Below are 12,618 nucleotides of genomic sequence, written 5' to 3'. Positions count from 1 at the left end.
GCAGACCAGCGCACCCTTCCTCCGAGCCTCTCGCACCCCATTTGCAGTCGGCCGAATCGCGCTCCGATCACCCCTCGGTAAGCTGACGGCATGACAGGACAAGTGCGTACCGTCGACGGCCGCGTGGCCGGCCGGCGCGGGCAGGCGACGCGGCAGAAGCTGCTGGACTGCCTCAGCGAGATGCTCAGCTCCTCTCCGTACCGGGACGTCAAGGTCATCGACGTGGCCCGGAAGGCGGGCACTTCGCCCGCGACCTTTTACCAGTACTTTCCGGACGTCGAGGGCGCCGTCCTGGAGATCGCCGAGCAAATGGCCGCCGAGGGCGCCGCGTTGACGGAGCTGCTGGAGGGTCGCTCGTGGGTCGGCAAGGCCGGCTGGCAGACGGCGCAGGAACTCGTCGACGGGTTCCTGGAGTTCTGGAAGAAGAACGACGCGATCCTCAGGGTCGTCGACCTCGGCGCGGCCGAGGGCGACAAGCGCTTCTACAAGCTGAGGATGAAGATCCTCAACTCGGTGAACAACTCCCTCTCGGACGCCGTCGCCGAACTGCAGTCCAAGGGCCGGGTCGACAAGGACGTGAACCCGGCGGCGATCGCCGGTTCGCTGGTCGCGATGCTCGCGGCGGTCGCCTCGCACCAGAAGGGCTTCACGTCCTGGGGCGTCAAGCAGGCCGAACTCAAGCCGAACCTGGCGCTGTTGGTCCACCTCGGCATCACCGGCAAGAAGCCGACGAAGTAAGTCTCCAGTCCTGTCTGGCGGGCGGTGGTTCCACGAGGGTGGGGCCACCGCCCGTGCCGCTATGCCGGCAACGGCCGGTCCTTGACCACGTGCTTCATCACCAGCGTGGACGTCAGCCGCTGCACCCCCGGCAGGGTCGCGAGCCGCTCGTCGTACAGCCGTTGGAAGGCGGCGAGGTCGGCCGTCGCCACCCGCAGCAGATAGTCGGGCTCCCCGAAGAGCCGCTGGGCGTCCAGGACGTGTTCCAGTTCGCCGACCGCCCGCTCGAACTCGGCGACCGTGTCCCGGTCCTCCTGTCGCATGGACACGAAGACCAGCGCCTCGAAGGTCAGCCCGACGGCGGCCGGGTCCACCACCGCCCGGTAGCCGCTGATCGCCCCGGACCGCTCCAGCTCCCGCAGCCGCCGATGGCAGGGCGAGACGCTCAGGCGCACCCGCGCGGCCAGCTCGGTCACGGTCAGCCGCCCGTCCTGCTGCAGCTCGGCAAGAATCTTCCGGTCCACGTCGTCCATGGGGCAGATCTTTCCCCATTGTCCCGCGTTTCCGGAAAAGAACAGGAACACTTTCGGCAGGATCGCGCCTAATGTCCCCGGTATGGACACGGGAACGCTGATCTCTTTCCTCGCGCTGGACCTGCTGCTGGTCTGTGTGCCGGGCGCCGACTGGGCCCATGTGATCTCCGCCGGGCTGCGCGGCCGCTCGGTGGGCGCGGCGGTGGGCGGTCTGGTGAGCGGCTACGCCCTGCACACGGCGCTGGCGACGGCGGGCCTGGCCGTCCTGGTCGCGGGCTCGCCCGCGCTGCTCACCGCGCTCACGGTGGCGGGGGCGGGGTATCTGGTGTGGCTGGGCTGGGGCGTGCTGCGGCGGCCCGGGGTGCCGGCGGAGGGCGAGCCGGCGGTCGAGGGCCGGGTCTTCCCGCAGGGCGCGATGATCAGCGGGCTGAACCCGAAGGGGCTGCTGCTGTATCTGTCGATCCTGCCGCAGTTCCTGGTGACCGGGGGCGGCTCGCACCTCCCGGTCGCCGCGCAGACCGCCGCCCTCGGGGTGCTGCACATGGCGTGCTGCGCCGCCGTCTATCTCGCGGTCGGCGTCCTGGCCCGGGCGGTCCTGGGCGCCCGCCCCGCGGCGGCCCGCGCGGTCACCCGCACCTCGGGAGCGGCGATGCTGGGCATCGGCACGTTCCTGCTGCTCCAGCACGCCCTCTAGGCCGTGTCTGACAATTCCCGTCTGCCTCGCGACGCCATGCACGCACTCTCGGCGCACCGGGCGCAGACCCGAGTACGCCCAGTACGAGGGTCTACGCCCGGCACGCCGAGAGCACGCACCTGACGCCGCCAGGCCGCCCTCCGGGCGACGACGGGAATTGTCAGACACGGCCTAGCTGTGCTGACCGGACAGGTTGGTGACACGGCTGGCTGGGGGGTGGCCGCCGATGCCGGTGTGGGGTCGGTGGTAGTTGTACCAGTGCAGCCAGTCGGGAAACGCTGCCTGACGTTCGCTGTCTGACATGTAGGGCCGCGTGTAGGCCCATTCCTCGAGCAGGGTGCGGTGGAAGCGTTCGACCTTGCCGTTCGTCTGCGGCCGCCAGGGCCTCGTCCAGCGGGGACTGATCCCCAGGTCGAGGCAGGTGTCACGCCAGGTGTTCTTGGTGTAGGCCCAGGCGTTGTCGGTCAGGACCCGTTCGACGGTGATCCCTTGCTGCGCGAACCAGGCGGTGGCGCGGGTGAGGAAGGCGGCGCAGGTCGGGGCGGTCTCGTCGGGCAGGTCTTCGGTGTAGGCCAGGCGGGAGTGGTCGTCCAGGGCGGTGTGCAGGTAGGCGTAGCCGGTCCCGGTGCGGTTGCGTCGGCCTTCGGCGCGGCCCTGGGTGCGGTGCCCGCCGCCGTCGGGAATCCGCCCCAGCTTCTTGACGTCGATGTGGACCAGTTCGCCGGGCCGTGCACGCTCGTAACGGCGGACGGGTTCGCCGGTGGCCCGGTCGACGGCGGCCAGGACGGGCAGGCCGTGCCGGCGCAGGATGCGATGGGCGGTGGAGGCGGCGACGCCGGTGCGGGCGGCCAGCCGCAGTGGGCCGATACGGTGCTCGCGCCGCAGCCGCACGACCCGTTCTTCCACCGCCGCCGGTGTCCGGTGCGGTTGACGGTGCGGGCGGCTGGAGCGGTCCCGCATCCCCGCCTCGCCGTGCTGCCGGTAGCGGCTCGCCCAGCGTGCGGCGGTGGTGTGACTGACCTGGAAGCGTTCCGCGGCCCGGCGCAGCGGCCAGCCGTCGTCCACGACACACCGGGCCAGACGGAGCCTGCCGGTCGGCGTCAGCGGCGCATTACGGTGGGACACGAGGGCCTCCTGAGCGTTGGTGCAGATGTCGCGATCCACACCGAACCCGGAAGGCCCTCACCTGTTCAAGCACCCAGCACGCGTGTCACCAACGTCCCGGGACAACACACCTAGCGCCGGGGCACCAGCCGGAACACCCGGATCTCCCGCTCCACCCTCGCCTGGTAGGTCGCGTACGGCGGCCAGAACGCGAGCAGTTCCGTCCAGACCGCCGCCCGTTCCTCCCCCGTCAGCAGATGGGCGGTCACCGGTATGCCGGTCCCCTTCCAGCTGATCTCGGCGTCGGGGTGGGCGAGGAGGTTGGCGGTCCAGGCGGGGTGGCCGGCGCGGCCGAAGTTGGAGCCGACGAGGATCCAGGTGCGGCCGTCGCGCTCCGGCATGCAGGCCAGTGGGGTGCGGCGCGGCTGTCCGCTGCGGGCGCCGGTCGCGGTGAGGATCACCCCGGGCAGCATCTGGGCGCTGAGCAGCACCTTTCCCCGGGTGAGCCGGTGCACGGCCCGGTCGAGGGCGGGGACGACATGGGGGGCGAACCGGGCGAAGGCCCGGGTCGAGGACACCTTCTGCACCACGCGGACGCCGATCACACCGCCACCTCCGGCCGTCCGGCCCGTGCGAACAGTCCCGACTCCTCGGCCGCGTGGGCGCGCAGCCGGTGCACGGGCCCGAACAGCAGCTCGTCGCCGGCGGCCCGTTTGAAGTACAGATGCGCCTCGTGCTCCCAGGTGAACCCGATGCCGCCGTGCAGCTGGATCCCCTCGGCGGCGGCGAGCCGCAGGGCCTGGAGCGCCTGCGCGAGGGCGAGCCCGCCGACGCGTTCCCCGTGTCCGGTCGCCCAGGCGGCGTAGTACGCGGCCGACCGGGCGGCCTGGACCTGGACGTACACATCCGCCAGCCGGTGCTGCACCGCCTGGAAGGAGCCGATCGCCCGCCCGAACTGCTCGCGCTGTCCGAGGTACTCCACGGTCCGCTCCAGCGCCCGGTCGGCGGCCCCGACGGCCTCGCAGGCGAGGAAGGCGGCGGCGAAGTCCCCGGTGCGGGCCAGCGGCCCGGCCACCTCCGTCTCGTCGTCGCCCAGCAACTCCGCCTCCACGTCCCGTAGTTGCAACCGTCCCTGCGGCCGGGTCGCGTCGAGCGCGGTCTGCCGGGTCCGTACGGTCCCCGCGGCGTCCCCGGCCACCAGGAACAGCAGGGTCCGCGACCGTACGAACCCCCCGGTGTGGGCGGCGACGACCAGCAGCCCGGCGCTGTGCCCGTCGAGGACCTGGGACGTCTCGCCGTAGAGCCGCCAGCCGTACCCGGTCCGCCGGGCCTGCACTCCTCCCGCGCGCCCGCCGCCGGACCAGTCGCCGCCGCCCGGCCCGGTCAGGGCGAGCGCGCCGGCGAGGGCGGAGGCGGGGACGGCGAGGGCGGCGGTCAGGGTGCCGTCGGCGATCCGGGGGAGCAGGCGGGCGCGCTGGCTGTCGGTGCCGAGGGCGAGGAGCAGGGGTGCGGCGAGGACGGAGGTGGCGAGGAGGGGGGTGGGGGCGAGGGCCCGGCCGGTCTCCTCGGCGGCGAGGGCGAGGTCGGTGCGGGGGCAGCCGATCCCGCCGTACGCCTCGGGGAGGGCGAGGCCGGGCAGGCCGAGTTGTTCGGCGAGGGCGGTCCACAGGGCGCCGTCGTGTCCGGCGGGACCGGCGAGGGCGGCCCGCAGTTCCTCGGGGCCGCAGCGTTTGTGGAGCAGTTCCCGCAGCGTGCGGCGTATCTCGTCCTGTTCGGTGGTGAGGCGGGGGTCCATGGCGGTTCCCTCCGGATCCGGCTTCCCTCCTGATCCGGCACTTCCCTCCGGATCTGACGGTCCGTCATATTAGGAGCGACCGTGCGAGATGCCCAGAGGAAGGTGGCCCCTCATGACCGCGGGGACCCGGAAAGTGGCCGTCGTCGGTGTCGCGCTCTCGGACTGCGGCCGGGTGGACGAGGCGACCCCGTACGCCCTGCACGCCCAGGCGGCCCGCCGGGCGCTGGCGGACGCGGGGCTCGACCGGTCGAGGGTGGACGGGCTGGCCTCCGCCGGCCTCGGCACCCTCGCCCCGGTGGAGGTGGCCGACCACCTGGGCCTTCGCCCCACCTGGGTCGACTCCACCTCCGTCGGCGGCTCCACCTGGGAGGTCATGGCGGCGCACGCGGCCGACGCGATCGCCGCCGGGCACGCGAACGCCGTCCTGCTGGTGTACGGCTCCACCGCCCGCGCCGACATCCGGGCGGGCCGCCGCACCGGAACCTTCGCCTTCGGCGCACGCGGCCCGCTCCAGTTCGAGGTGCCGTACGGCCACACCCTGATCGCCAAGTACGCGATGGCGGCCCGCCGCCACATGGTCGAGTACGGCACGACGATCGAACAGCTCGCGGAGGTCGCCGTCCAGGCGCGGGCGAACGCGGCGCTGAACCCGGAGGCGATGTTCCGCACCCCGGTCACGGTCGACGAGGTGCTGTCCGGGCCGATGATCGCCGACCCGTTCACCAAGCTGCACTGCTGTCTGCGCTCCGACGGGGGCGCGGCGGTGCTGCTGGCCGCCGAGGAGTACGCACGGGACTGCCGCACCGCCCCCGTGTGGATCCTCGGCACGGGTGAGCACGTCTCCCACGCGAGTCTGTCGGAGTGGGAGGACTTCACGGTCTCCCCGGCGGCGGTCAGCGGGCGGCTGGCGTTCGGGCGGGCGGGGGTGCGGCCGCAGGAGATGGACTTCGCCGAGATCTACGACGCGTTCACCTACATGACGCTGGTGACCCTGGAGGACCTGGGCTTCTGCGCGAAGGGCGAGGGCGGGGCGTTCGTGGAGAAGGGGCGGCTGAGGGTCGACGGGGAACTGCCGGTGAACACCGACGGGGGCGGGCTGTCGGCCCAACACCCGGGCATGCGGGGGCTGTTCCTGCTGGTGGAGGCGGTACGACAGTTGCGCGGTGAGGCCGGCGAGCGTCAAGTGCGGTGCTCTGACGGCGAGTTGCCCCGGATGGGGGTGGCCTCGGGGACCGGGGGGTGGTTCTGTTCGTCGGGGACCGTGGTGCTGGGCCGCAACTGAATTCCGCCGTACTCTCGTCCTGCCTGAGTGAGGCCGGGGCGAGGACCGGGGCCGGGACAGCGCGGAGAGCCGGGGGGCGGAAGCGGTGGACAGAGGGCTTGTGCGGGGCTTATGCACCGTGTCGGTGAGCGGACTGCTGCTCGTCGGCGCGTGTTCCGGCGGGGGCGGATCCAGTGGCGGCGGGGCCTCCGGAACATCGGAGCGGACCGCCACCGGTACCGCCACGAACGCCCCCGCCGCCGAGCCCACCGCGCTCGACTTCACCCCCGACCCGGCCCGCGCCCCGACGACCCGCGCGGACGCCGTGCGCCTCGCCGAGAAGGTCGCCGCGGGCCCCGAGCTGTGGGGCGCCGGCTATGTCCGCTCCGCCCCGGACAGCGATCCGGGCAGCTGGCCGGTCCTCGACGACGACTGCGTCTGGCAGCGCGAGCCCGTCCCCGACGACGTGCTCGCCAGCGTCACCCGCTACAGCGAACTCCCCGCCGCCGACGGCACGGGCCCGGTCCGGGTCGCCGTGACCGTCACCGTCCACCGGGACGCGGACGGCGCCGACTGGGAGCAGGCGTCGACGCTGGAGGAGGCGCTGCGCTGCCCGGACCAGCTGCTGCGCGCCGGGGAACGGATCTCCGGCCTCAAGTCCCTCGGCACGGCGTTCGGCAGGAACGGCAACGGGTACGCCGAGGACTCCCTCTTCGAGTACGGCGAGTACCGGAGCGACACCCTGGGCGGCCCCTACGCCTACGTGTGGACCCAGGGCCGTATCGGACAGGTCACCGTCGCCGCCACCGGCCGGGGCTCCCGGGGCCACGAGTACGCCGAGCTGAGCCAGACCATGGCCGAGACGCAGAGCAGCATGCTGGTCCGGCTGGAGGACGAGCTGGAGGTGGAGCAGTGACCGGCGCCCTGCTCCCCTCCGACCCCTCCTCCCTCGCCGGGTACCGGCTGCTCGGACGGCTCGGCGCCGGCGGCATGGGCGTGGTCTACCTCGGCCGTACCGACGAGGGCGCGCTGGCCGCGATCAAGGTGATCCAGGCCGAGTACGCCGAGGACCCCCAGTTCCGGGTGCGGTTCCGGCGCGAGGCGGAGGCCGCGCGCCGGGTCGGCAGCCCCTGGGTGGTGCCCGTCACCGGCGCCGACCCGGACGCCGCCGCGCCCTGGCTCGCCACCGCGTTCGTCCCCGGGCCCTCGCTCGCCGAGGCCGTCGCCGAGTGCGGGCCGCTGCCCGCCCGCAGTGTGCGCGTGCTGGCCCGGATGCTCGCCGGGGCGCTGGCCGAGGTGCACACGGCCGGACTGGTGCACCGGGACGTCAAGCCCGGCAACGTCCTGCTCGCCGTGGACGGGCCGCGGCTCATCGACTTCGGGATCGCGCGGGCCGCCGACGACACGGCGATCACCTCCGCCGACATGGTCGTCGGCACCCCCGGCTTCCTCTCCCCCGAGCAGGCCGAGGCCCGCGCGGGGGAACTCGGCCCGCCCAGCGACGTCTTCTCCCTGGGCTGTCTGCTGGCGTACGCCGCGACCGGCCGCCCGCCCTTCGGCACCGGCGCGGTCGACGCGCTGCTCTACCGCACGGTGCACGACGAGCCCGATCTGGAAGGCGTCGACGAGCGGCTTTCGGGACTGCTGCGGCCGTGCCTGGCGAAGAACCCGGCCGACCGTCCCACGGCGGCGGCGCTGCGCGAGCTGATCGTCGAGGACACCCCGGGGGATCCGGCCGGGTGGCTGCCGGAGGACGTCGTACGGATCATCGCCGAGCGTTCGGCCGCGATGCTCGCCCTGCCGGACATCGAGCCGACGCTGGCCGAGGCGGGCTCCGGGACGGCCGGATCCGCGGCGGGGACGGCCGGATCCGGAGCGGAGGCGGACACGGCCGGGGCGGGGCCGGCGCCCGGTAGACGGCGGTTCCTGATCGCGGCGGCCTCGGGCGCCGTACTGGCGGCGGGCGGCGCGGCGGCGGTCTGGGCCGCCCTGCGCGGGGACGACGACCGCACGACGTCCTCTCCCCCGTCCGGCCGGGACTGGATCATCGGCGTACAGGCGGATCTCAGCGGCCCCGGCAAGGCCCTGGGGCGGGCGCAGGAGCGGGGCGCGCGGCTCGCCGTCGAGCAGTTCAACGCCCGTGCGGACCGCCCCTTCACCCTGACCCTGAAAGTGGCCGACGACCGGGGCGACGTGACGCGGGCCGGGACCGTCGCCCGCGCCTTCGTCGAGGACAGGGACGTGCTCGCCGTCCTCGGCCCCACGTCCGACGAACCGGCCCGCGCCGTCGTCGGCGTGTACGACGGGGCCCTGCTCCCGTTGGTCTCCGTGTCCGCCGGGACGAGCCTGCTGACCACGACCGAGAACCGCTCCTTCCTGCACGCCCGCCCCAACGACCTCGAGGCCACCGGGCCCATCGCCGTGTTCCTGACCGCCGGCGGCAAGGCGGTGGGCGGGGAGTACGCGTCCGGCACGGCGGCCACCGGCCCGTCCCGGCGGCCCGGTCTGCTCATGGACCGCACCGCCGCCGACTACGCCTGGGCGTCCGTCGGCTCCGTCAACCTGCTGGTGCGGGGGCGGGGCCGGGTGCCCTATCCGCGGGTCGTCCCGGCCGGCACCAGGGCCTTCGGGCCCGTCGTCGCCGACATGCTGGCGGCGGGCGCCGACGCCTTCGTCTACGGCGGCTACGCGGCGGGCGCGGCGGCCTTCGCACGCGCGTTGGCCGCGGCCGGCTTCGACGGACCGAGGTACAGCCCGGAGGCCGCGCTGAGCACGGAGTTCCTCGACGCGGCGGGCGAGGCAGCCGAGGGCTGGCTGATCACCGGCACCTGCGTCGACGCGACCGGCCTGCCCTCGGCGGCCGGCTTCACCGCCGCCCACCGCAAGCGGTTCGGCAGCGCCCCCGGCTTCTACGCGGCGGAGGCGTACGACGTCGTCAACATGATCGCGGACGTGCTGCGCACGGCGGACGGACGGCCGACACGCGCCCGGCTGACCGCCGCCCTGCGCCGGACCACCCATCAAGGGGTGACCAAGAAGTTCGCCTTCGTGCCCGAGACCGGGTCCTTCGTCGCCCCCGAGGGCGGGGCGGTCTTCGGCTACCTGGTGGCGGACGGCCGGTTCCGCTTCCTGGGCCCGGCGCCCGTACCGTCGTCGGACGCGTAGGGCCGTACGAGCGTGCCCGTCACCGCGCTCCGTCCGGGGGACCCGCAGGCCGTGGGCGGTCACCGGCTCCTGGGGCGGCTGGGCGCGGGCGGCATGGGCGTGGTCTATCTGGCCCGTACGCAAGGTGGGGCGCTGGTCGCGCTCAAGGTGATCCGCGCCGAGTACGCCGCCGACCCCGCGTTCCGGGTGCGTTTCCGGCGCGAGGCGGAGGCGATGGTCCGGCTCGGCGAACAGGGCGCGGGGCGTGCCGGGGCGCGCTGGCTGGTGCCGGTGACCGCCGCCGACCCGGAGGCCCGCGAGCCCTGGCTGGCCACGGCGTACGTCCCCGGGCCGCCGCTCACCGACGCGGTCGCCCGCTACGGGCCGCTGCCGCCCGCGAGCGTACGGGTGCTCGGCGCCCGGCTGGCCGAGGCGCTCGCGGAGGTGCACACGGCCGCACTGGTGCACCGGGACGTCAAGCCCGGCAACGTCCTGCTCGCCCTGGACGGGCCGCGGCTCATCGACTTCGGCATCGCGCGCTCGGCGGACGCGACCGCGCTCACCGCGAGCGACGCGGTCATCGGCTCCCCGGGCTATCTCTCACCCGAACAGGCCCAGGCGGGCCGGGCGGAGCGGGTCGGCCCGCCGAGCGACGTGTTCTCGCTGGCCTGTGTCCTCGCCTTCGCCTCGACCGGTCGCCGCGCCTTCGGCACCGGCACCCCGGCCGCCGTCGTCTACCGCACGGTGCACGAGGCCCCCGACCTCGTGGGCGTACCGGAACCGCTGCTGCCGCTGCTGACCGCCTGCCTGGCGAAGGAACCCGGCGACCGTCCGACGGCACGGGAGGTCGGCGCCGCCCTCGATCCCGGTACGACGGCCGGGGGCGGGTCCGGTGGGGCGGCCGGGGGCGGCTGGCTGCCCGCGCCCCTGCCCGGCCTGATCGCCGAACGGGCGGCCCGCGTCCTGGAGTTGCCGGTGCCGGGCCCACCGGACGGCCCACATCTCGGGCAACTCGACGGGACCGGGGTGACGCCACGCCCGTCGCGGCGGCGTCTCCTGGCCCTCGGGGCGGTCGCGGGGGTGCTCGGGGCCGGTGGCGGGGTGGCGGCGTGGGTGGCCGGACGCTCGGGCGGGTCCGCGGGAGGGACGGGTACGCGGAGCCCGCTGCCCCGGTACACGATCGGGCTGCACGCCGATCTGAGCGGCGGCCACAAGAGCCTCGGGCGGGCGCAGGAGCGGGGCGCCCGGCTCGCCGTGGAGCGGCACAACGCCCGTACGGACCGGGACTTCGACCTCGTGCTGCGGGTACGGGACGACGGCGGGGAGCCCGAGCGGGCCGTGCGGACCGCCGGCGCCTTCGCGGCGGACGACTCGGTGTACGCGGTGGTCGGTCCCACGACGGACGCGACGGCGGTCGCCGCCCAGGACGGGTACCAGAAGGCGCTGCTGCCCGCGCTGATCGTCTCCGCCGGGGACGATCGGCTGTCCACGACCTCGAACACGGCGATCTTCCAGCTCCGGCCCAGCGACACCGCCCGGACGACACCGGTCGGCTGGTATCTCACCCATGTCGAGCCCTCCCTCAGAACCGCCGTGGTCGACGACCGGGCCGCGGGACGGACCGGCTGGCGGAACGTCAGGTCGATGACCGAGTTCCCGCCGTCCAAGGACGTCGACGGCACCACGACCGTGCACACCGTGGCCGCCGACAGCGACGACTTCCGCCCGGCCGTGAAGGCGGCGATCGCCGCCGACGCCGACGCCCTCGTCTACACCGGCGTCTCCGCCCACCGCGCCGCCCTGTGCGCCCGCGCGGCGCGTGCGGCCGGGTTCACCGGCTCGTGCGCGGCCTTCGAACCGGTCCTGGGGTCCACGTTCCTGGCGGAGGCGGGGGAGGCCGCGGAGGGCTGGGTGTTCGGCACGACCTACGTGGATCCCACGGCCTCGCCCGCGCCGAAGGCGGCGCACGCCTTCGCGGCGGCGTACCGCAGGCGCTACGGCGTCGACGACGTGCCCCCGTACGCCGCCGAGGCCTACGACGCGCTGGGCCTGGCCGCCGAGGGGCTGCGGCTGCTCGGCCCGGACGGGGTGGAACGGGGCGGGATGACGCGGAGACTGCGGACCCTCACCTATCAGGGCATCTGCAAGGAGTGGTCGTTCAACAGGACGACCCTGCAGATGGCCTCGGAGCCCGGGCTGTTCCTGTACCGGGTCGAGAAGGCGCGGGCACGCTTCCTGGGCCAGTACGAGACGGTGACGTGAGCGGACCGGTGGGAAACGGGTGAACCCGGGCGGCCTCGGGGCCGTATGGGGTCACGGCAACCTTTTGGGAGGTCCGCGGCGACTGAAGGGCGGACGCTCCCTGTGACCGGAGCCTCGCCCGACCGAAGGACTCGACTGTGACCACCCCTTCGCACCGCCGCCGCTCCCGCCCCCGGCGCCCCACCGCGCTCGTCTCCGCCGTCGCCGTGGCCGCCGTGGCACTCGTGGTGTCGCTGGCCGTGGCGTTCCGCCCGGGCGGCGGGACCACCGACGTGCAGGACGCGGCCAAGCCCGTCGCCGGCACCCGGGTCAGCGACTCGCCGACGGCCGGGACGCCGTCGGCCTCCGCGTCCCCGCAGCCGTCCGTGAGCTCCGCGAGCCCGACGGCCCCTGCCTCCGCGTCCCGTTCGGCCGCCGCGGCCACCGCGTCGGCCCGCGCGAAGGCCACCACCGCCGCGCCGCCGAAGACGTCCACGACGGGCTCCCTGGCCGGCCGGATCCGTCCCGGCGTCACCTATCAGGGCGTGGCCACCTCCTACGACGTCGGCAACGGCGACGGCGCCTGCTCCTTCGGCCCCACCTCCGACGTGATGACGGCGGCGATGAACACCGCCGACTACGAGACCGCCCAGGCGTGCGGCGCGTACGTGGCCGTCCACGCGGGCGGCAAGTCGATCACCGTACGGATCACCAACGAGTGCCCGGCCCCCTGCCAGGCGGGCCAGCTCGACCTCAGCCGGCAGGCCTTCGCCAAGCTGGCCCCGCTGTCGGCGGGCCGGATCCCGATCAGCTGGAACCTGGTCGGCTCCGACACGTCCGACACGATCTCGATCCGCTACAAGACGGGCTCCACCCAGTACTGGTGCGGCATCCAGGCCCTCGGCCACCGCAATCCGCTGGCCCGTCTGGAGGTCCGTACGAGCGGCGGATGGAAGCGGTTGGCGCGCACCGGGTACAACTACTTCCTCTCCGAGCAGGGCACCGGCTGCGGCGCCGCGATCCGGCTCACCGACATCTACGGCGAGCAGCTCACGGTCGAGGGGATCGCCGTGAAGGCGAACGTCGTGCAGTCGACGCGGGTCCAGTTCTCCCGGCACTGACGTCCGGG

At 74.2% G+C, this 12,618-nt stretch carries 11 protein-coding genes; 7 read left to right on the top strand and 4 right to left on the bottom strand.

The features are described from left to right. The first annotated feature begins 102 nt into the window (after nucleotides 1–102). Nucleotides 103–738, top strand: a complete 636-nt coding sequence (locus tag OG852_RS26850) for a TetR family transcriptional regulator (protein WP_133912390.1) — start codon at nucleotides 103–105, stop codon at nucleotides 736–738. Between the two features lie 59 nt (nucleotides 739–797). Here the strand turns inward: OG852_RS26850 and OG852_RS26845 are convergent, their stop codons facing one another. After that, nucleotides 798–1,250 (bottom strand): Lrp/AsnC family transcriptional regulator, encoded by a 453-nt coding sequence (locus OG852_RS26845; protein ID WP_133912089.1) that lies wholly within the window; start codon nucleotides 1,248–1,250, stop codon nucleotides 798–800. Between the two features lie 82 nt (nucleotides 1,251–1,332). Between OG852_RS26845 and OG852_RS26840 the strand changes: the two genes are divergently transcribed. Beyond that, nucleotides 1,333–1,944, top strand: a complete 612-nt coding sequence (locus tag OG852_RS26840) for a LysE family translocator (RefSeq protein WP_330349183.1) — start codon at nucleotides 1,333–1,335, stop codon at nucleotides 1,942–1,944. Between the two features lie 171 nt (nucleotides 1,945–2,115). On the opposite strand, the gene OG852_RS26835 is transcribed toward OG852_RS26840, so the two are convergent. The 3 genes from OG852_RS26835 to OG852_RS26825 all read right to left on the bottom strand — a co-directional run bounded on the left by OG852_RS26835 (nucleotide 2,116) and on the right by OG852_RS26825 (nucleotide 4,843). Then, a complete protein-coding gene (locus tag OG852_RS26835) occupies nucleotides 2,116–3,069 on the bottom strand; it encodes an IS481 family transposase (RefSeq protein WP_330349182.1) in 954 nt (317 codons plus the stop codon). A gap of 110 nt (nucleotides 3,070–3,179) precedes the next feature. Next, on the bottom strand, nucleotides 3,180–3,653 hold the full coding sequence (locus OG852_RS26830; RefSeq protein ID WP_133912087.1) for a nitroreductase/quinone reductase family protein: 474 nt from the start codon (nucleotides 3,651–3,653) through the stop codon (nucleotides 3,180–3,182). After that, nucleotides 3,650–4,843, bottom strand: coding sequence for an acyl-CoA dehydrogenase family protein (locus tag OG852_RS26825; protein WP_330349181.1), 1,194 nt, complete (start codon nucleotides 4,841–4,843; stop codon nucleotides 3,650–3,652). Before OG852_RS26825 ends, OG852_RS26830 begins: the two co-directional genes overlap by 4 nt. Nucleotides 4,844–4,955: 112 nt before the next feature. Between OG852_RS26825 and OG852_RS26820 the strand changes: the two genes are divergently transcribed. The 5 genes from OG852_RS26820 (at nucleotide 4,956) to OG852_RS26800 (ending at nucleotide 12,610) form a co-directional block, all read left to right on the top strand. After that, nucleotides 4,956–6,125: a thiolase C-terminal domain-containing protein gene (locus OG852_RS26820; RefSeq protein WP_133912085.1), complete on the top strand. Its 1,170-nt coding sequence runs from the start codon at nucleotides 4,956–4,958 to the stop codon at nucleotides 6,123–6,125. A 124-nt stretch (nucleotides 6,126–6,249) separates the two neighbouring features. Further along, a complete protein-coding gene (locus OG852_RS26815) occupies nucleotides 6,250–7,020 on the top strand; it encodes a hypothetical protein (RefSeq protein ID WP_330349180.1) in 771 nt (256 codons plus the stop codon). Beyond that, on the top strand, nucleotides 7,017–9,269 hold the full coding sequence (locus OG852_RS26810) for a bifunctional serine/threonine-protein kinase/ABC transporter substrate-binding protein (RefSeq protein WP_330349179.1): 2,253 nt from the start codon (nucleotides 7,017–7,019) through the stop codon (nucleotides 9,267–9,269). Before OG852_RS26815 ends, OG852_RS26810 begins: the two co-directional genes overlap by 4 nt. Before the next feature lie 12 nt (nucleotides 9,270–9,281). Continuing rightward, nucleotides 9,282–11,510, top strand: a complete 2,229-nt coding sequence (locus tag OG852_RS26805; protein WP_330349178.1) for a bifunctional serine/threonine-protein kinase/ABC transporter substrate-binding protein — start codon at nucleotides 9,282–9,284, stop codon at nucleotides 11,508–11,510. A 137-nt stretch (nucleotides 11,511–11,647) separates the two neighbouring features. Continuing rightward, nucleotides 11,648–12,610, top strand: coding sequence for an expansin EXLX1 family cellulose-binding protein (locus OG852_RS26800; RefSeq protein WP_330349177.1), 963 nt, complete (start codon nucleotides 11,648–11,650; stop codon nucleotides 12,608–12,610). Nucleotides 12,611–12,618: the final 8 nt, after the last annotated feature.

This window comes from Streptomyces sp. NBC_00582 (assembly GCF_036345155.1).
Lineage (GTDB): Bacteria > Actinomycetota > Actinomycetes > Streptomycetales > Streptomycetaceae > Streptomyces.
Note: the sequence above shows the minus strand (reverse complement) of the source record. Positions and strands in the feature narration are given on the sequence as shown.